20 protein-coding genes and 1 tRNA gene are annotated in these 17,130 nt (G+C 67.0%); 10 read left to right on the forward strand and 11 right to left on the reverse strand.

Translation table 11 applies throughout. The features are described from left to right. Positions 1 to 63: 63 nt before the first annotated feature. The 8 genes from ybgC (at position 64) to BDI24065_RS10160 (ending at position 5,755) form a co-directional block, all read left to right on the forward strand. Positions 64 to 549, forward strand: a complete 486-nt coding sequence (ybgC, locus tag BDI24065_RS10125) for a tol-pal system-associated acyl-CoA thioesterase (RefSeq protein ID WP_175031231.1) — start codon at positions 64 to 66, stop codon at positions 547 to 549. 130 nt (positions 550 to 679) lie between these two features. Then, a complete protein-coding gene (gene tolQ / locus BDI24065_RS10130) occupies positions 680 to 1,357 on the forward strand; it encodes a protein TolQ (RefSeq protein ID WP_021157170.1) in 678 nt (225 codons plus the stop codon). 10 nt (positions 1,358 to 1,367) lie between these two features. Then, on the forward strand, positions 1,368 to 1,817 hold the full coding sequence (tolR, locus tag BDI24065_RS10135) for a protein TolR (RefSeq protein WP_031399575.1): 450 nt from the start codon (positions 1,368 to 1,370) through the stop codon (positions 1,815 to 1,817). Further along, complete coding sequence (gene tolA / locus BDI24065_RS10140) at positions 1,814 to 2,866, forward strand: cell envelope integrity protein TolA (RefSeq protein ID WP_175031130.1); 1,053 nt, start codon at positions 1,814 to 1,816, stop codon at positions 2,864 to 2,866. Before tolR ends, tolA begins: the two co-directional genes overlap by 4 nt. Before the next feature lie 109 nt (positions 2,867 to 2,975). Beyond that, a complete protein-coding gene (tolB, locus tag BDI24065_RS10145) occupies positions 2,976 to 4,271 on the forward strand; it encodes a Tol-Pal system beta propeller repeat protein TolB (RefSeq protein WP_174913252.1) in 1,296 nt (431 codons plus the stop codon). Positions 4,272 to 4,288: 17 nt separating this feature from the next. After that, complete coding sequence (gene pal / locus BDI24065_RS10150; RefSeq protein WP_011351072.1) at positions 4,289 to 4,801, forward strand: peptidoglycan-associated lipoprotein Pal; 513 nt, start codon at positions 4,289 to 4,291, stop codon at positions 4,799 to 4,801. A 19-nt stretch (positions 4,802 to 4,820) separates the two neighbouring features. Next, a complete protein-coding gene (gene ybgF, locus BDI24065_RS10155; protein ID WP_175031131.1) occupies positions 4,821 to 5,570 on the forward strand; it encodes a tol-pal system protein YbgF in 750 nt (249 codons plus the stop codon). 108 nt (positions 5,571 to 5,678) lie between these two features. Further along, positions 5,679 to 5,755 (forward strand) — tRNA-Lys (locus tag BDI24065_RS10160). A 101-nt stretch (positions 5,756 to 5,856) separates the two neighbouring features. On the opposite strand, the gene BDI24065_RS10165 is transcribed toward BDI24065_RS10160, so the two are convergent. From BDI24065_RS10165 to BDI24065_RS10205, 9 genes are all read right to left on the reverse strand, one after another. After that, positions 5,857 to 6,264, reverse strand: coding sequence for a DUF3592 domain-containing protein (locus BDI24065_RS10165; protein ID WP_175031132.1), 408 nt, complete (start codon positions 6,262 to 6,264; stop codon positions 5,857 to 5,859). 69 nt (positions 6,265 to 6,333) lie between these two features. Beyond that, entirely contained in the window at positions 6,334 to 7,281 is a 948-nt protein-coding gene (locus BDI24065_RS10170; protein ID WP_175031133.1) for a fatty acid desaturase family protein, read from the reverse strand. Further along, the gene (locus tag BDI24065_RS10175; RefSeq protein ID WP_175031134.1) at positions 7,278 to 7,895 is read right to left on the reverse strand and encodes a phosphatase PAP2 family protein; all 618 of its coding nucleotides are present in this window, start codon (positions 7,893 to 7,895) and stop codon (positions 7,278 to 7,280) included. The genes BDI24065_RS10170 and BDI24065_RS10175 overlap by 4 nt, the downstream gene beginning before the upstream one ends. Beyond that, positions 7,892 to 9,049, reverse strand: coding sequence for a hypothetical protein (locus tag BDI24065_RS10180; protein WP_175031135.1), 1,158 nt, complete (start codon positions 9,047 to 9,049; stop codon positions 7,892 to 7,894). Before BDI24065_RS10180 ends, BDI24065_RS10175 begins: the two co-directional genes overlap by 4 nt. Then, complete coding sequence (locus tag BDI24065_RS10185) at positions 9,046 to 9,795, reverse strand: hypothetical protein (protein WP_175031136.1); 750 nt, start codon at positions 9,793 to 9,795, stop codon at positions 9,046 to 9,048. The genes BDI24065_RS10180 and BDI24065_RS10185 overlap by 4 nt, the downstream gene beginning before the upstream one ends. Then, positions 9,792 to 10,808 carry a hypothetical protein gene (locus BDI24065_RS10190; RefSeq protein WP_175031137.1) on the reverse strand — a complete coding sequence of 339 codons (1,017 nt, stop codon included), beginning with the start codon at positions 10,806 to 10,808 and terminating at the stop codon, positions 9,792 to 9,794. Before BDI24065_RS10190 ends, BDI24065_RS10185 begins: the two co-directional genes overlap by 4 nt. A 63-nt stretch (positions 10,809 to 10,871) precedes the next feature. After that, complete coding sequence (locus tag BDI24065_RS10195) at positions 10,872 to 11,936, reverse strand: glycosyltransferase (protein ID WP_175031138.1); 1,065 nt, start codon at positions 11,934 to 11,936, stop codon at positions 10,872 to 10,874. A gap of 139 nt (positions 11,937 to 12,075) precedes the next feature. Next, the gene (gene yiaA, locus BDI24065_RS10200) at positions 12,076 to 12,519 is read right to left on the reverse strand and encodes an inner membrane protein YiaA (protein ID WP_039361552.1); all 444 of its coding nucleotides are present in this window, start codon (positions 12,517 to 12,519) and stop codon (positions 12,076 to 12,078) included. Positions 12,520 to 12,621: 102 nt separating this feature from the next. Continuing rightward, entirely contained in the window at positions 12,622 to 13,569 is a 948-nt protein-coding gene (locus BDI24065_RS10205) for a cupin domain-containing protein (RefSeq protein WP_175031139.1), read from the reverse strand. Between the two features lie 129 nt (positions 13,570 to 13,698). Between BDI24065_RS10205 and BDI24065_RS10210 the strand changes: the two genes are divergently transcribed. After that, positions 13,699 to 14,028 carry a carboxymuconolactone decarboxylase family protein gene (locus BDI24065_RS10210; protein ID WP_011351062.1) on the forward strand — a complete coding sequence of 110 codons (330 nt, stop codon included), beginning with the start codon at positions 13,699 to 13,701 and terminating at the stop codon, positions 14,026 to 14,028. 203 nt (positions 14,029 to 14,231) lie between these two features. Continuing rightward, positions 14,232 to 15,065 carry a class II glutamine amidotransferase gene (locus BDI24065_RS10215; RefSeq protein WP_175031140.1) on the forward strand — a complete coding sequence of 278 codons (834 nt, stop codon included), beginning with the start codon at positions 14,232 to 14,234 and terminating at the stop codon, positions 15,063 to 15,065. A 23-nt stretch (positions 15,066 to 15,088) separates the two neighbouring features. Here the strand turns inward: BDI24065_RS10215 and BDI24065_RS10220 are convergent, their stop codons facing one another. Both BDI24065_RS10220 and BDI24065_RS10225 read right to left on the reverse strand, forming a co-directional pair. Then, the gene (locus BDI24065_RS10220) at positions 15,089 to 15,763 is read right to left on the reverse strand and encodes a GNAT family N-acetyltransferase (RefSeq protein ID WP_175031141.1); all 675 of its coding nucleotides are present in this window, start codon (positions 15,761 to 15,763) and stop codon (positions 15,089 to 15,091) included. Further along, positions 15,760 to 17,088, reverse strand: coding sequence for an aminotransferase class I/II-fold pyridoxal phosphate-dependent enzyme (locus BDI24065_RS10225; RefSeq protein WP_175031142.1), 1,329 nt, complete (start codon positions 17,086 to 17,088; stop codon positions 15,760 to 15,762). The genes BDI24065_RS10220 and BDI24065_RS10225 overlap by 4 nt, the downstream gene beginning before the upstream one ends. Positions 17,089 to 17,130: the final 42 nt, after the last annotated feature.

Raw genomic sequence — 17,130 nt, forward strand, 5'->3', positions numbered from 1 at the left:
TGCTACGGCATACTACATTCCGTTACGAATCGGTTACGAATCAGGCCCTTGCCTTCCGGTAGAATGCGCGCCATGACCCAGCCTACCCGCTCCCCGGACGCGCCCTCCGGCTTCACCTGGCCGGTGCGCGTGTACTACGAGGATACCGACGCAGGCGGCATCGTCTTCTATGCCAACTACCTGAAGTTCTTCGAACGCGCCCGCACCGAGTGGCTGCGCGCATGTGGCATCGACCAGCGTCAGCTCGCCGACGATACCGACGCGATCTTCGTCGTCCGCAGCACGTCGCTCGACTACCGCGCACCGGCGCGACTCGACGACACACTGGCGATCACGAGCCGGCCCGGACGCATCGGCCGTGCATCGGTGGAATTCACGCAGGAAGCCTGGTGTGGAGACACGCTGCTCGTGGCCGGACACATCCGCCTCGGCTGCGTCGACCGTACCGGCATCCGGCCCGCGGCCATCCCGCCGGCCGTGCTCGACGCGCTGCAGCGCGGGCCCGTCATCAACGACGGGCAGACTGCACTGTCAACGAAGCTCGCATGAGCGCCGTTTAGACAAAGCCTATGAACTTGCCTTTCTGATTCGATACTAAGCAAGGTTCGGCGCCAGGCATGGCCGGCGCGCCGCGCCACACGCATACCGGGCGCCCCGAAGGGACGTTACTCAAACCTCTATGAACACTTCTCAAGACCTGTCGATCATTTCCCTCGTCCTCAACGCGAGCGTGCTGGCCCAGGCCGTGATGGGGCTGCTGCTGCTGCTGTCGCTGATGTCGTGGACCTTCATCTTCCGCAAGTGGTTTGCGATCCGCCGCGCACGCGCGCAGACCGAACGCTTCGAGAAGGATTTCTGGTCGGGCGGCGACCTGCAGGCGCTGTACCAGAGCGCAGCCAACAACCGCCACACGATCGGCGCGCTCGAGCGCATCTTCGAATCGGGCATGCGCGAATTCCTGAAGGCGAAGGAAAAGCGCATCAGCGATCCGGGCCTCGTGCTCGACGGTGCACGCCGCGCGATGCGCGCGTCGTTCCAGCGTGAAATGGACGTGCTCGAAGCGAACCTCGCGTTCCTCGCGTCGGTCGGTTCGGTCAGCCCGTACATCGGTCTGTTCGGCACGGTCTGGGGGATCATGAACTCGTTCCGCGGCCTCGCGAACGTGCAGCAGGCCACGCTCGCGAACGTCGCGCCGGGCATCGCCGAGGCGCTCGTCGCCACGGCGATCGGCCTGTTCGCCGCGATTCCGGCGGTGGTCGCGTACAACCGCTACGCGCACGACATCGACCGCCTCGCAATCCGCTTCGAGACCTTCATCGAAGAGTTCTCGAACATCCTGCAGCGTCAGGCCCAGTAAGGAGCGCGCCATGGCAGGAAGTCCCATCCGATCCAGCATGCGCGGCGGCCGCTCGCGCCGCGCAATGGCCGACATCAACGTCGTGCCGTACATCGACGTGATGCTGGTGCTGCTCGTGATCTTCATGGTCACCGCACCGCTCGTCGCCCCGTCGATCATCAACCTCCCGACCGTCGGCAACGCCGCGCCGCAGGAGCAGACGCCGCCTGTCGTCGTCAACATCAAGGCCGATCGCACGATGAGCGTCAAGTACAAGGGCGACTCGGGCGCGACCCAGGAAGACACGATGACGAAGGCCGAGCTCGACAGCTTCATCGCCGCCCGGCAGGCCGATCATCCCGACCAGCCGGTCGTGATCGCGGCCGACAAGACCGTGCAGTACGATGCAGTCATGACCGTGATGTCCGATCTGAAGGCGCGCGGCGTCAAGCGCGTCGGCCTCCTCGTCAAATCGCAATGAACCGGCAGCAATCCACGCGCAGCTCCGCCTACCCGCCTCAGCCTCCCCGCGAGCGCGGCACCTGGCGCGCATTCGCGCTCGCCGCGCTGATGCACGTGCTGCTCGCGCTGTTTCTCTATCACGGCGTGCAGTGGCAGAACAGCACGCCGGCCGGCGCCGAAGCCGAGCTGTGGACCGAGGTGCCCGATGTCCCCGCGCCGCGGCCCGTTGTCACACCCGCACCGCCCGTGAAGGTCGCGCCGCCCGCTCCCCCGGTGCGTGACGAGCAAGCCGACATCGCGCTGCAGCAGAAGAAGCGGCAGCAGGAAGCGGCCGCGCGTGAAGCGCTGCTCGAACAGCAGCGCCGCGCGCAGCAGCTGAAGGCCCAGCAGGAAGAGGAAGCCCGCGCGCAGCTCGCGGCGCAGCAGGCAGCCGCACTCGCCGCGCAGAAGGCCGCGGAACGCGACAAGCAGAAGCAGGCCGACAAGCTCAAGCAACAGCAGCTCGCCGAGCAGCAGAAGCTCGAACAGCAGAAACTCCAGCAGCAGAAGCAGGCGCAACTCGAAGCGCAGCAGGCGGCGAAGGCGAAGGCCGACGCGGCTGCGAAGGCAAAGGCGGAAGCCCAGGCCAAGGCGAAGGCCGAAGCCACGGCGCGCGCAAAGGCCAATGCAGCGGCGAACGCGAAGCTCGACCGCGAGCGCAGCGCGCGTCTGGCACAGATGCAGGGCCTGTCCGGCGCCGGTGAAGGCGGCGGCGAGGGCCTCGCAAAAAGCGGCACGGGCACGGGCTCCGGCGGCAATGCCGCCACGCCCGGCTATGCCGACAAGGTGCGCCGCCGCGTCAAACCGAACATCGTTTGGGGCGGCGAGCGAGCAGGCCTGACCACCGTCGTCAAGATTCGGTGCACGCCGTCCGGTGACGTATTGAGCGCATCGGTTTCCCGCTCCAGCGGGAATTCGGGGTGGGATCAAGCCGTGGTCAATGCGATCCACGCATCGGTCCCGTTGCCGCCCGATTCTAACGGTCGTACCCCGTCGGACATTACGATTACCTTCAAGGCTGCGGAGTGAAAGGAAATGCGCTTACACTCCGGGCTTCGCTGTCGGACGGGAACGAATCGGGTATTTTTACTGTCTCTGCCGTTGCGCAGCGATTCAAGTCATACGGGAAGCAAGAAGCATGAGTTTGATGACAAAGCTAGGTTTCAGGGCACTCGTGGCCTCGTGTCTGATTACGGCGGGCAGCGCCGCTAACGCCCAGGTCAACGTGCTGATCACCGGTGTCGGGTCGACCCAGTTCCCCATCGCCACTGCGAATTTCGCGAACGAGGCGAACCTGCCGCAGCAGGTCACGTCGATCGTCCGTGCCGACCTCGCCCGCAGCGGCAAATTCACCAACATCGACGCCGGCAGCACGCCGGTGCCGGAGAGTGCATCGGTCGATCTCGGCGCATGGAAGGCCAAGGGCGCGAATGCGTTCGTCGCCGGCAGCGTGAACCGCGAGGCGAACGGCCAGTACAAGGTCAACTTCATCCTGTACGACACCGTGAAGCAGCAAAGCCTCGGCGGCCTGTCGCTGACGGCCACCGACACCACGCTGCGCACGGCCGGCCACAAGATCGCCGACTACATCTACCAGAAGCTGCTCGGCGTGCGCGGCGTGTTCGCCACGCGCCTGTCGTACGTGATCAAGACCGGTAACCGCTACCAGCTGCAGATCTCGGATTCGGACGGCCAGAACGCACGCATCGCGCTGTCGAGCACCGAACCGATCATCTCGCCGTCCTGGTCGCCGAGCGGCACGAAGGTCGCGTACGTGTCGTTCGAGCGCAAGAAGCCGATCGTCTACATCCACGACCTGCCGACCGGCCGCCGCTACATCGTCTCCGACCAGAAGGGCAACAACAGCGCACCGGCATGGTCGCCGGACAGCAACACGCTCGCCGTCGCGCTGTCGCTGTCGGGCAATACGCAAATCTATACGGTCAACTCGACCGGCGGCGGCCTGCGCCGTCTCACGCAGAGCAGCTCGATCGACACCGAGCCGTTCTACTCGCCGGACGGCCGCTGGATCTACTTCACGAGCGATCGCGGCGGCGCGCCGCAGATCTACCGGATGCCCGCGCAGGGCGAAAGCGCCGGCGCGGCGCAACGCGTGACCTTCACCGGCAGCTACAACACGAGTCCGCGCATCAGCCCGGACGGCAAGCTGCTCGCTTACATCTCCCGCACGGGCGGGGGCTTCAAGCTGTACGTTCAGGATCTGCAATCGGGCGCGGCGAACGCCATCACGAATACGAATCGCGACGAATCGCCGAGCTTCGCGGCAAACGGCCAGTACCTTCTGTACGCTACCCAGTCGGGTGGTCGAAATGTTCTGGCAGCAGTGCCCTCCGACGGCAGCGCGCCGCCGCAAATCCTGTCCGTCCAGGGCGGCTCCGTTCGTGAACCGTCGTGGGGGCCCTTCATGCAATGACCACAAGGAGAGTAAACATGATGTCGAATAAAGCTCGTCTGGCCCTGGCCGTGATGATGATCAGCGCGCTCGCAGCGTGCAAGTCGGGCGTGAAGCTCGACGACAAGGCAAACAACGCGGGTGCGGTCAGCACGCAACCGAGCGCCGACAACGTCGCGCAAGTGAACGTCGACCCGCTGAACGACCCGAACAGCCCGCTCGCGAAGCGCAGCATCTACTTCGACTTCGACAGCTATTCGGTGAAGGACGAGTACCAGCCGCTGATGCAGCAGCACGCTCAGTACCTGAAGAGCCACCCGCAGCGCCACGTGCTGATCCAGGGCAACACCGACGAACGCGGCACGAGCGAGTACAACCTCGCGCTGGGCCAGAAGCGTGCGGAAGCCGTCCGTCGTGCGATGGCACTGCTCGGCGTGAACGATTCGCAAATGGAAGCCGTGAGCCTCGGCAAGGAAAAGCCGCAGGCAGCGGGTCACGACGAAGCATCGTGGGCGCAGAACCGTCGCGCCGACCTCGTCTACCAACAGTAAGTAACGGAAGAATCGCCGTATGACGCACCGTGTATCCCTGCTGCGCGTTGCCGCAGCATTCTGCGTCGCCGGCGCGGCGTGGTCGGCCGCGCCGGCGCACGCCGGCGTGTTCGACGACAACGAAGCGCGCCGCGCCGTGCTCGATCTGCGCAGCAAGACCGACAACCTGTCCAGCCAGTTGTCGGCCGCCCAGCGTACGATCCTCGATCAATCCGGCCGTCTCGACCAGCTGAATCAGCAGGTCGCGACGCTGCGTGGCGAGAACGAGGACCTGACGAACCGGCTGACGACGCTCGAGCGGCAGCAGAAGGAGTACTACCAGGATCTCGACACGCGGCTCAAGAAGTTCGAGCCGCAGCAGGCGACGATCGACGGCGTGGAAGGCACCGTGCAGCCGGGTGAAACGGATGCGCTCAGCGCGGCGCAGCAGCAGTTCCGCAACGGCAACTTCAAGGCGGCCGCGGCCTCGTTCCGCGCGTTCATCGCGAAGTATCCGCAGAGCCCCTACCAGCCGACCGCGCAGTACTGGTACGGCAATGCGCAATACGCGCTGCGCGACTACCGCGGTTCGACTGCAACGTGGCAAGGGATCGTCAGCAAGTTCCCGCAGCATCCGCGCGCAGCCGACGCCCTGGTGGCAATCGGCACGAACCAGCTCGAACAAGGCCAGAAGGCGGCCGCGAAGAAGACGTTCGAGCAGGTCGTGTCGCAGTACGCCGGGTCGAACGCAGCGCAGACCGCGCAGGGCAAGCTCGAGACGATCAAATAATTATCGCGGCGGGTTGTTGACAGCCTGACAATCCGTCGCTATAATCTTTTGCTCTTTGGGTCGTTGTTCAAGTTGTTGAAGCAACGAACCAACCGGTTTCAAGAACGTGGGGTGGTAACTCAGTTGGTTAGAGTATCTGACTTTTAATCAGAGAGTCGAGGGTTCGAGTCCCTCCCACCCTACCAACTATCTTCGATAGTGCAAATCAAAGCCTCCCAAGTGGAGGCTTTTTTGCGTCTGTCGCTTCCGTGTCGAGCCCGGCCTCCCGGTGATGCTCGCCACATACTCAGCCTCCCCCTCCCCCTGGCTTCGGCAGAAGCGCCTCCCCCTTCAAGCCGGCGTAAAGAAACGCGACCGTGAAAGCGATCGAGATGATCGACTCGAGCCACATGTTCGAGAACGTGTCGACTGTTGCGCTGGCTAGCGGCCTGGCCGGGTCATAGCGAACCGGCACCGTGTCGCCGACCTCCACCGTCACGAAGCTCCCCGGAAACGATACGCGCTCACCGCGTTTCGTCACGAACTCGATCAGCGGGTGATGTTCGCCGTGGGTCAACCGGACGACCGTTCCCTGCACGGCAACGGACGCTCCGATGAAAGCGAACCGTTCGTCGATCGATGCCGCGCTCCACACTGCCAGGATCACGCCGATGGCCAGCGCCACGCAATTGAACCGCCCGATTTTGTCGGCCATCCTGTTTCCCGATATCGATCCGCTCACGACCCCCAAATCGGACGGGGCAGGCAATGCACCGTCCATGCATCAGCGCACACTGACGTCGCGCAGCACGCCACCGTATCCCGTGTACAGATTGCCGTCAGGCAGCAACTGCCGCTCGGCGAGCTGCCGATGCACGACCGGCAGGTTATGGAACGGCATCCGCGTGAACAGGTGATGTTCGATATGAAAATGAATCGCGTGCGGGCCGAACAGGAACGTCTGCCACGAACGCCGGACGATCGTGCGCGCGTTGCGGCTCTGGTCGGCACCGGCCGGCAGCCCCGCATGCTCGAAGATCGCGCGCACCTGCCCGGCGAGCGGCAGCAGCGTGACGGACGGCACGATCCACAACGTGACGTAAAGCAGCGGGTGTCCGGCCCATGCGAGCGCGCCGAACAGCACACCGTTGCCGGCCAGCATCGACGCCACTTCCCACGCGGCATACGCGCGCGACTTCCCGACCTTCGGCATCGCATGCGCAAACTCGCCGCGCGCGAGCTTCACGATACTCGTCACGTAGCCGATCCCGCATGCGTACGCGAGCAGGCGGCCGATCAGCCGACCGCGCGTCACCGGATAGTCGTGCACGCCGAACAGCAGCGCGACGGGATCGTCCGGCTCCATCGGTGCGCGATGGTGCTTCAGGTGGCCGGCACGATACGTACGCAACGACAGCCACAACGGGCCGGCCGCGAACAGCTGGCCCAGCGCGTCGTTGACACGCCGGTTCTGCGCCAGCAACCCGTGCGCGCCTTCGTGCATCATCACCGCGAGCGCAAGCTGGCTGCGCGCGATCACGATCGCGGCCAATGCGTACACGAGCGGATGCGCAAACGCGATCGCAACCGCGAACGCAGCGGCAATCATCAGCCAGTCGCCTGCCAGCGCCGCGCCGACGCGCGATGTGCTCACGCGAAACAACGCGGGATCGGGCACGAAACGCGCAAGCTCGGCGTTCGGCCCGGCATGGTGAACACGGGTATCCGTCACGCGAGCCTCCCTCGCAGCGAACGTCGCTCGACCCACAGCGCACTGACCATCGCGAGCGCCACGCCGCCCAGCACATCGGCCACCGTATGCTGCTTGAGCGTCAGCGTCGACGCGCAGATCAGCAGGCCGACCGCCACCGTCACGAGCCGCCCCCGGTCCGCCAGCATCCGGCAGGCAAGACACGTCACCGCGACATGCAGGCTTGGAAAGCCGTTGGCCGCGAGGTCGAGCTGCCACATGCGCGCGAGACGATGGCGCACGAACGCGTTGCCGATCTCCGCGACGTCGGGCCGCGGCACGGCTTCCGGAAACAGCAGGAAGCACACGATACCGAGCACGAACGCGATCAGCACGGCCTCCTTGAACGCGGCGAACGCGGGCGGCCGCGCATACGCGGCAAGCGCAATCACGAACGGAAAGAAGCCGACATAGACGAACCACGACCACGCGATGAACGGAATCCGCGCATCGATCGCCGTGGCAAACACGTAGCGCGGCGTGACGCTGCGCTCCAGCAGAAAGAAGATCGCGAGGCCGGCGACCATGCCGAACGTCGCGGCCAGCATCTGCCGGATGTCGGGCCGGCGATCGTCACGAAACGACAGCGAATTCATCGTGGCGCCGACGCCTCGCATCGCGTATCGGCATCGGCCACCTGCGCACGCGGACGCAGCGCGAGGAGGCGCGACGTCCATGCGTCGACACGCGCACGCGCATGCTCGCGGCCGGCGCTCGTCCCTGCCTGCGTACCGGGATTGCGCATCAGTTCAGCCGCGGCCTGCCCGACTTCCCGCCGGAACGCGGCCGCATCGCCGCGCCACGTGACGACGCGATGCACGAGTTGCAGTTGCGCGGCGCGTGCGGCGTTGCTCGCCTGCTCGGGCTGATCGGACTGCACGAGCAGGATCGGGCGGCGATACACGCGTGCGATCGACAGCGCGGCCATGCCGGGTGCCGACACGATCAGCGGTGCATGAGCGGCGCGCGTCACCCAGTCGGCGTCGACGCCGGTCCAGCCATCGTGCCCGGCGTAGCCCTCGCCCACGCGGTGTGTGTCGAGCCCCGCGTCGCGCATGCCGGCCGACAACGCATCGGCGAGCGCGATATCGCGGAAGTGCGGGTTCAGATAGACGGCCGCCGCAGCCGGTTCCGAAGCCGGCCGCTCGGCGACGACCGGCACCGGCGTCGGCAGCCGGTAATGCGCGCACGATCGCCGGACTTCATCGGCGGCATCGCAGGCAAAATCGTGCTCGATGCAGCACCGCGCCGAATCGATCTGCCAGTCGACGATCCGCGCGAAAGTACGCGCCAGTGCGCGCGGCAGCCGCGCATCGAAATTCGCGGTCAACGCGCGGCGCAGGCTGCCGCCATACACGTGGACGACGCGGCGCCGCCAGCCCGGCATCGCGCCCATGAACAGCAGCGCCGGATGAAACGAGTCGTTGATCACGAGATCGGCATCGCTGGCGATCCCACGCAGCCGCGCGATGTCACGCAGCATCCGCGTCGGCCTGAACACGTAGTGCGCGACATTGCGATCGGTCGCATCGCGCAGCATGTTTTGCCGTTCGTCGAATTGCACCGCGTAGTGACGGGACAGCACGGCCGCGTCGATGTCGAACGCAGCCAGGAACGCCTGCCCCGCATCGGACGTCGTCAGCACGTCGACCTGCGCGCCGGCCGCACGCAGTGCGTGCACGAGCAGTTGCGCGCGCATCAGGTGGCCGCGCGCGTCGGCCGTCGCGAGATAGACGATCCGCGGCATCATGCGCGCGGACGAAGCGACTGGAGCCAGCCGGCCGCAACCATCGCCAGTGCACCCGTCACGCCGAAACCGGCTTCGATCGCGCGGATCTCGTTCAGCAACGCGGCAAGATGCGCTACCTCGGACGGCGCAACGAGACGGCGCAGGGTATCCGAGCAGAGCCTGACATGCCGCGTCTCGTCAGCAAGCACACGCGAGAGCAACGGATACAACGGATGCGCAACGCCGATCGTCTCGCAGTGGCGCGCGAGCACGCGCATCGCCATCTGTTCCGCGCACAGACCCGTCGCATAGGCCGGCACGAGCACGCCTTGCGCGAAATACGGCGCATGGCGCTGCGCGAGCCGGCGCCATCGCATGATCTTGCGCCGGCTTAGCCAGTCGGGCTCGTGCGGCGCGGTCGACGGCGCGACGCCGCGCTCGCGCAGCGCCTCGGCAAACGCGGCCGCGTGGCGACGCTCGTCCGCGAGGTGCTGCTCGATCCGCGGCGCAAGCCAGTCCGGCGGCTGTCCGGTCCAGTCGTCGTGCAACGCGCACTCGGTCGCTTCCTCGCCGATCAGGTACATGCGCAGCACCCAGCGCTCGCCATGTGTACTGCGATGAAGCTGCCGGATCGCCGTCCGCTTGATGCGATCGACGAGGTACGCGCGTACCCGCGCCGCGCCGCGCGGCGCCGGTGCATCGAGACAGTCGAAGCGCACGTCGCGCACCGCCTGCGGCGACGCCGGCAGCTCGCCCGCCGTGCTCATGCCGGCACGCCCCGTACGGATGCGGATTTCGTCGCGGATGCCGCAGCGGCGGCCGGATCGCGACGCCATCCGAGGATCAGGCCGATGAAGCTTTCCTGCATGAACGCGTGCGCGGACGCAGCCGCCCCTGCGAATGCCTCCTCGCGGCCGTTCACGCGCAGATAGCCGTTACCGTCGCGCGCGCCGAACTCGATCCGGTCGTTCTTTTTGAAGCCGCGCGCACGCATGTCCTTCACGAGCGCGCTGCCGTCGAGGCCGAACAGGAACAGCTCGCGCTGGGCGACCCACACCGGAATGTGATTGCTCAGCGCATCGAATCGAATCGTCCACGTGCCGGACGCGAGTGCGCGATCGACGTCGGCATCGTGCGGCGCGTTCGACGTGAAGCTCGCACGCGCGACCGACTTCGTCAGGCCGGCGACACCGAGCGCGATCGTGATGTCGTCCGCGGACGGCTGTTTCGGATCAGTCGCACTCACCTTCACGAGATGCCGCGCGAACCGCGACGCAAGCGACGGATGCGCGAACAGCGCCAGCGTTTCGTCCGGCGTGAGCACGTCGCGCTCGCCGTCGCCCTCCTTCACGCGCACACGGTACGGATCGATCCGGACATCGGTGAACGTGCCGTGCACGGGCGCATGGACGTACACGTCGCGGTCCCATTTCGCGCCGTCGCGACGCAGCAGCACATGTACGCTCAACGGCACGCGCCGGCCGTCGCCGTCGACGCCCGTGCCCTGCAGCAGCACGTCGCCTAGCACGTCCTTCGTGCGGCGCGTCGCATCGCTCGAGAACACGATCGCGTGCGCATCGGTGTCGATGCTCGCGTGAACGTCGGACGCATCGAGCGCAACGCGATTGCAGTCCGTGGCGGCTGCATTCGCGAACGGGCAACCGCTTTGCGACGCGAAGTGGTAGATCCCGCGCCCGGCGTGATCGACCGGCGCGGCATGGGCGCCGGCGCCGACGGCAAACAGGGCGAGGCAGGCAACACGGGTAGCGAGAGAGGACATGGTCGTTGTCGGGATGGATCCAGGAGGTCGGCGTGCGATGGCCGCGCGATGCGCGGCACCGGCTCAATGACGGTGATAGGACAGCGCTTCGAGATCGCGCCGCGCCGATGCGCGCCCGGCGAGACCGAAACCGCGCGCGAGCGCGCCGAGCGTATCGACGGCGGACGCGGCGATCGTGACGCCGACGGCCGCGAGATAGCGGGCCGCACCCAGTCGCGGCAACTGCTGGCGATTGAGCGCGCGCAGGCTGTAGCCGAGCCGCATCGCCATCACGCAGAACGGGCCGAGCGGGCCGCTGCGGCCGAGCCACTGCCACCCGCGCGGCAGGTACGCGTTCACGAGATACGGCGTCAGCCCGACGCTGTCCTCGCCGCGCATCCAGCGCAGCTTCAGCGATTCGCGTTGCGTGTCCGGCAGCCGATGCTCGGTGTGTGCCGCCGGCGCGAACTCGACGGCCACGCCGGCCGCCTGCATCCGCAGCCCCATCACCTGGCAATGCGCGCGATAGACGCCGTCGAGCGGCTCGTAGCGGAATTGCGCGAACACGTCACGCCGGAACGCGACGTTGTTCGCGTAGAAATTGCGCGTCGCACCGTCGCGCAGCGGGCTCGGGAAATACATGAAATCGATCGATGTCAGCGCGATGCCGAGCACGTTCGGCGCATAGCTGGTGCGCCCCGCCACCGCGACAGGCGCATCGCCGGCTTCGCGCGCGAACGGCGCGAGCAGGTGCTCGAGCCAGTCGTCGGCCGGCCGGCAATCGGCATCGCCGAACACGACGATGTCGCAGCGCGCCGCGTCGACACGGTCGAACCCGTCGTTCTTCGCATCGTAGTAGCCGGTGCTCGCGCCGATCTCGACGAAGTCGACCGGGCGGCCGGCCAGCGCGGCGATCTCCGCGCACGCATCGGCGGGCAGCCCGTCGTGCGTGATGATCCATTGCGCGAGCGCCGCGGGCGGTACGGTCTGCTTCGACAGCGCCGATACGAGGCGCTTCAGGCTGTCGACGGCCTGCGCGAGGCCCGCGCCGCCGCGCAGGTTGTTCGTCTCCAGCACGAGCGCGGCTTGCGCCGCCACGGAACGGGCGGCCGCACGGCTGTGCCGTGTGGTTTCAGGGAAGTCTGGCATCCGGAATATCTCCATCGTCATGCGCACCGGCATGGATGAAACGAATGGGCGGGGAGCCCGCGAGGCATCGGCGAATGCGGGTCGCCCGCGACCGTTGTCGCAAAACGGACGGCCTGGAAGGCGCCCGCCTCGCGTGCCGTCACTCCTGGACGGACGGCGCCGATTCGGCGTCGGTATAGCGCGGCTTTGCGTTCTGCAGATCACGCGTGTTCTTCTGCACGGCGACCGAACCGAACAGCGCGAGCACGAACGACATCGCGTAGAAGCCCTTCTCGCTCAACTGCAGCGTCGCGTTGAAGAGACCGACGACCAGCAGCGCGATCGACAGCAGTAGCGCGATCCAGCTCAGGCCGTAGTAGATGCCGGTGACGGGAATGCCTTCCGCGCGGTCGCGGACGCTTTTCTGCAGCGAGATTGCCGCATAGAGACCGAACACCAGCACGGTGAAGTAGTAGCCCTTCTCGTTGAGCTGCATGCCGGCGTTCCAGAGACCGATCAGGAATGCCGCGAAACCGGCGAGCAGCGCGGCCCACGACGCGGCCACGAACGCGAACGACGGCTGCTGGATGGTGGTCTGGTTCATTGCTTTGCCCTCTCTTTCTTCTTGTTCGAAATCGTTTTCGTTGAACTGCGTTTCGCGCATGGTAGCAGCTTTGGCACGCGGCAAGACGGCTTGCTTGCAGTCTTACAATTCGCGCTGCGCCCGCCGCCAGCGCCCCGGCGTCGTGCCGAGCACCGCGCGAAACGCCTTGCCGAACGCGGCCTCGGACTGGTAGCCGACCGCCTGCCCGATCTCCGCCTGCCCGCGCTGCGTGTCCTGCAGCAGCGCGCACGCGTGCATCATCCGGATCTGCGCGACGAACGCGCCGACACTCATTCCGGCCCGCTCGCGGAAATGCCGCGCATACGTCGCACGCGACATCGCGGAGGCGTCGCCGAGCGACTCGACCGTCCACGGCTTCTCCGGCGCCTGCAGCACGGCCTGGACCGACGGGCCGAGCCGCGCGTCGGCCGCAAGCGCAAGCCAGCCGGACGGTACACGCGCACCACGACCGTATGCGCGCAATGCATACGCGAGCAGCGCCTGGCCGAGCGCGTTCACGATCGCACCGGCGCCCGGCTGCCCGTTCGACGCCTCGGTACGCAGCACGCTCGTCAGCAGTTGCAGCGGCGCGAACCCCGACGCCTCGCGCAGCCCGACATGCAGCACGTGCGGCAGCGTGCGCATCAGCAGTTCGCCCGCGCCGCGCGCATAGACGAACCGTCCACACAGCAGGTCCACGCTCGCGCCGCCCGGTTCGGCCGGATCGAGATTCGACTTGACCGGCAGCACCGCGCCGCCGCCGGTGCCCTGCTCGCGCAGTGCCGCAGCCGGCCGCGACCGGCCACCTCCCGCATCGAGCAGGTCGTGCGCGCCACCCGCGGGCAGCAGCACGAAATCGCCGTCGGCGAGCTGCAGCGTGCGCCCGTCCGCGGTACGCAGCCGGCACGTTCCGGCCAGCACCAGGTGAAACGCCGCCTCGCCGGGCGGCAGCGGGTCGTGCGGCATCGCGAACGGCCCGTCGAGCAGGCAGCGCAGGTCGAGCTCGACATGGCTGCGGCCCAGCGACAACAGTTGACTCAACGCATCCATGAGACGATCGCGCTAAAAATTGACACTCTAGCGTATCGAAACCCTCAGCGCGAACGATCAGAATAGCCCTGCATCGCCCGAGATCGCGGCGCCCGCCGCCCTCCTCACCCCTACTCGAAAGGACGCATCATGCTGAACTGGAACGAATACCGGAAGGAACTCTCGACGCGCATCGGCGAGATCGCCAAGCTGTCGCCCGATACGCTGGCCGGCTACAAGGCGCTGTCCGGCGCCGGTGCCAAGACAGGTCATCTCGACGCGAAGACGCGTGAACTGATCGCCCTCGCGGTCGCCGTCACGACGCGCTGCGACGGCTGTATCGCCGTGCACACGGCGGAAGCGGCCAAGCATGGCGCGACCAAGGAGGAAGTGGCGGAAGCGCTCGGCGTCGCGATTGCGCTGAACGCGGGTGCGGCGCTCGTCTATTCGGCGCGTGTGATGGACGCGCTCGGAGAGTGAACCTGACGGCCGCGGCGCTGCCGTCAGGTGGCGGCGCTCGGCCGTGTGGCCACCCGGTTGCGCGTCGCGCATCCGGGCAGACAAGCGATGTATGAAGAATGGCCAGCGTACCTGCCCGAATGACCGGCCGGGTCCGCACCAGCACGGATACGCCGCGAAGTCGGCTACCATGCTGCGAACGATCCATCGTGAAGGAGCGCTCCATGTGCCGCTGGCTCGCCTATACGGGTAATCCGATTCATCTCGAGACCGTACTGTTCCGCGCGAAGCATTCGCTGATCGACCAGAGCCTGCATTCCGAGCTGGGGGCGACGACCACCAACGGCGACGGCTTCGGCATCGGCTGGTACGGGCACCCTGACGAACTGCCGTTCCGCTACCGCTCCGTGCATCCTGCGTGGAACGACCGCAACCTGCGCGAAGCCGCACGTGCGATCCGCTCGCGGATGTTCATCGCGCACATCCGCGCGGCCACCGACACCCCCGTGCAGGAAACCAACTGCCACCCGTTCCGCCACGGCCGCTGGCTGTTCGCGCACAACGGGCTGATCCGCGACTTCCACAAGCTGCGCCGCGACCTGACGATGAAGGTCGATCCTGCGCTGTTCCCGACGCTCGAAGGCTCGACCGATTCCGAACTGATGTTCCGCCTCGCGCTGACCTATGGCCTCGAGCAGACCCCGCTGCCGGCGCTCGAGCGGATGGTCGGCGTGGTCGAGGAAACCGCCGCGCGGCATCGCGTGGCCGACCCGCTCAACATGACGATCTGCGCGACCGACGGCGAACGGATCATCGCGGTGCGTTATTCGAGCGAACGGCAATCGCGTTCGCTGTTCCACAGCACGTCGTTCAAGCACCTGCACGAGCTGTATCCGCACAACCCGCGCATCGCCGAAGCCGGCGACGACGCGTTCATGGTCGTGTCCGAGCCGCTCGTCGACCTGCGGGGTGCGTGGGAGGAAGTACCGGAAAGCATGGCGATCGTCGCGCAGGGCGCCGATGTGCAGCAGCGGCCGTTCAGCCCGCGGCACAAGTAGACAGGCGGGTACCGTACACGCCGTCAGGCGCGGCGCGAAAACTTCATCCGGATCGAATCGAGTTCGGCGGGCAGCCGGCGCGAACGGGCGCGCGGCCGCGGCAGTGCAGTGAACCCGAGCCGTTCGTACAGCGCGCGGGCCCGCACGTTGCGGGTCAGCACGTCGAGCACAACGTCGCGGCTGGCGTCGGCCGACAATGCGCCGGTGTCCAGCGCGTCACCAAACAGCGCGCTGAAGATCCCCGTACCGCGCTGTCGCTCGTCGGTTGCGCAATGCGCGACGAGAATCTGCGAACGCTTCGGTGCCGGAATTTCGGTTTCGAGGATCAGCCCGCGCAACAACTGGCCAATCGTGCGGCGCACGCCGAAGAAGCGCGCCAGCGCCCACACGACATGCACGTCGTCGAACATCGTCTGCTGCCCGTCGTGAATCGCCATCACGGCGAGCACGGTGCCGTCGTCGGCGACCGCGACACGATGCCGGCGCCACGAGAAGCGCCCATGGCGCGACTGGAACCCCTGCTGCAGGAAGGCGATGCAGCGCGCGTCGCTTTCGCCGAGAAAGAACCCGAATTCGGCCACGCCGGATGCAAACACGAGCGGTGCGCACGCAGCCGCGTCGCCTGCATCGGCCGCACGAAACCGCACGCGCTCGCCGGCGCGCGGGGCCGCTTGCGCGAACGCGCCGGCCAGCGTCATGCGCTGCGCCCTGCGAGTCGAGACAACACGGCGACCGTCCGGCTGATCTGCTCCGGCTCGTGCGTCGAGCAGATGAAGAAGCGCAGGCGCGCAGCCTTTTCCTCGACGGCCGGATAGAAGATCGGCTGCACGTTGATCCCTTCGTCGAACATCGCATTGGCCCACTGCGCGGCCTTCAGCGAGCTCCCCGTGATCACCGGCACGACCGCGAACCCGGCGCTCGTGCCCGTGTTCAGCCCGGCGGCGCGCGCCTCGGTCAGGAACTGCCGCCCGCGCGCCTGCAGTTGCGCGACGCGCTCCGGCTCGGCCTGCAGGCGCTCGAGCGCGGCCAGCGACGCTTCGGCGAGCGTCGGCGCGAGCCCGACGCTGTACAGGAAGCCCGGCGCCAGGTGGCGCAGCATGTCGACCAGCGGCTGGCAGCCGGCGATGAAACCGCCGCAGCCGGCCAGCGTCTTGCTCATCGTGCCCATCCACATGTCGACCTGGTCGGGCGCGACGCCGCAATGTTCGCGGATGCCCTTGCCGGTCGCGCCGAGCACGCCGAGCGAATGTGCCTCGTCGACCAGCAGGAATGCACCGTGACGCGTCTTCACGTCGACGAAGCGTTGCAGGTCGGGGAAATCGCCGTCCATGCTGTACAGCCCCTCGATCGCGATCAGCACGTGCCGGTATTCCCGGCGCACGCGCGACAGCAGTTCGTCGAGCGCCTGCCAGTCGTTGTGCGCGAAGCTCAGCCGCTTCGCGCCGCTCAGTTGTGCGCCCTGCACGATGCTGTTGTGCGCAAGCGAATCGTGGATGACCAGATCGCCGGGGCCGAACAGTGCGCCGATCACGGTCACGTTCGTCGCGTGGCCGCTCACGAACGCGACACAATCGTCGGTCTCGTAGAACGCCGCCAGCGCGCGCTCGAGGTCGCGTTGCACCGGGCGCTCGCCAGCGACCATCCGGCTGGCCGAGGCCGACGTGCCGTAGCGGTCGATCGCGGCTTTCGCGCGCGACGACACGGCCGGATCGCCGGCAAGGCCGAGGTAGTTGTAGTTCGCGAAGTTCAGGTATTCGCGGCCGCCGATCTGCGTCGTCGCACCGGCCACGCCGTCGTGCACGCGGAAAAACGGCGAGTCGACGCGCAGCTTCTCGCCCATCTCGCGCATGATCCGGACCTGCTGATACTGCGGCATCGACTCGAAGCGGCTGCGCGCCGATGCGGTCTGCGCGGCCAGCGTGCCGGGCACGCCCGGTGCCGCGGCAGCATCGGTCGCGCGCTCCAGTTGCCGTTTCAACGCTTTCGCCGCCAGTTGCTGGCGAAGATGCTCTCCCAGTGCCATTGCTTCCTTCGCTGTATCTCGAAAAGGCGCTATGTTACGCCG

Origin of the sequence: Burkholderia lata, from assembly GCF_902499025.1 — a bacterium.
Taxonomy (GTDB): Bacteria; Pseudomonadota; Gammaproteobacteria; order Burkholderiales; family Burkholderiaceae; genus Burkholderia; species Burkholderia lata_C.

Coding starts and splice junctions, on each gene's coding strand:
- ybgC (WP_175031231.1), top strand. CDS start 64: ATGCGCGCCATGACCCAGCCTACCCGCTCCCCGGACGCGCCCTCCGGC.
- tolQ (WP_021157170.1), top strand. CDS start 680: ATGAACACTTCTCAAGACCTGTCGATCATTTCCCTCGTCCTCAACGCG.
- tolR (WP_031399575.1), top strand. CDS start 1,368: ATGGCAGGAAGTCCCATCCGATCCAGCATGCGCGGCGGCCGCTCGCGC.
- tolA (WP_175031130.1), top strand. CDS start 1,814: ATGAACCGGCAGCAATCCACGCGCAGCTCCGCCTACCCGCCTCAGCCT.
- tolB (WP_174913252.1), top strand. CDS start 2,976: ATGAGTTTGATGACAAAGCTAGGTTTCAGGGCACTCGTGGCCTCGTGT.
- pal (WP_011351072.1), top strand. CDS start 4,289: ATGATGTCGAATAAAGCTCGTCTGGCCCTGGCCGTGATGATGATCAGC.
- ybgF (WP_175031131.1), top strand. CDS start 4,821: ATGACGCACCGTGTATCCCTGCTGCGCGTTGCCGCAGCATTCTGCGTC.
- BDI24065_RS10165 (WP_175031132.1), bottom strand. CDS start 6,264: ATGGCCGACAAAATCGGGCGGTTCAATTGCGTGGCGCTGGCCATCGGC.
- BDI24065_RS10175 (WP_175031134.1), bottom strand. CDS start 7,895: ATGAATTCGCTGTCGTTTCGTGACGATCGCCGGCCCGACATCCGGCAG.
- BDI24065_RS10180 (WP_175031135.1), bottom strand. CDS start 9,049: ATGATGCCGCGGATCGTCTATCTCGCGACGGCCGACGCGCGCGGCCAC.
- BDI24065_RS10185 (WP_175031136.1), bottom strand. CDS start 9,795: ATGAGCACGGCGGGCGAGCTGCCGGCGTCGCCGCAGGCGGTGCGCGAC.
- BDI24065_RS10190 (WP_175031137.1), bottom strand. CDS start 10,808: ATGTCCTCTCTCGCTACCCGTGTTGCCTGCCTCGCCCTGTTTGCCGTC.
- BDI24065_RS10195 (WP_175031138.1), bottom strand. CDS start 11,936: ATGCCAGACTTCCCTGAAACCACACGGCACAGCCGTGCGGCCGCCCGT.
- yiaA (WP_039361552.1), bottom strand. CDS start 12,519: ATGAACCAGACCACCATCCAGCAGCCGTCGTTCGCGTTCGTGGCCGCG.
- BDI24065_RS10205 (WP_175031139.1), bottom strand. CDS start 13,569: ATGGATGCGTTGAGTCAACTGTTGTCGCTGGGCCGCAGCCATGTCGAG.
- BDI24065_RS10210 (WP_011351062.1), top strand. CDS start 13,699: ATGCTGAACTGGAACGAATACCGGAAGGAACTCTCGACGCGCATCGGC.
- BDI24065_RS10215 (WP_175031140.1), top strand. CDS start 14,232: ATGTGCCGCTGGCTCGCCTATACGGGTAATCCGATTCATCTCGAGACC.
- BDI24065_RS10220 (WP_175031141.1), bottom strand. CDS start 15,763: ATGACGCTGGCCGGCGCGTTCGCGCAAGCGGCCCCGCGCGCCGGCGAG.
- BDI24065_RS10225 (WP_175031142.1), bottom strand. CDS start 17,088: ATGGCACTGGGAGAGCATCTTCGCCAGCAACTGGCGGCGAAAGCGTTG.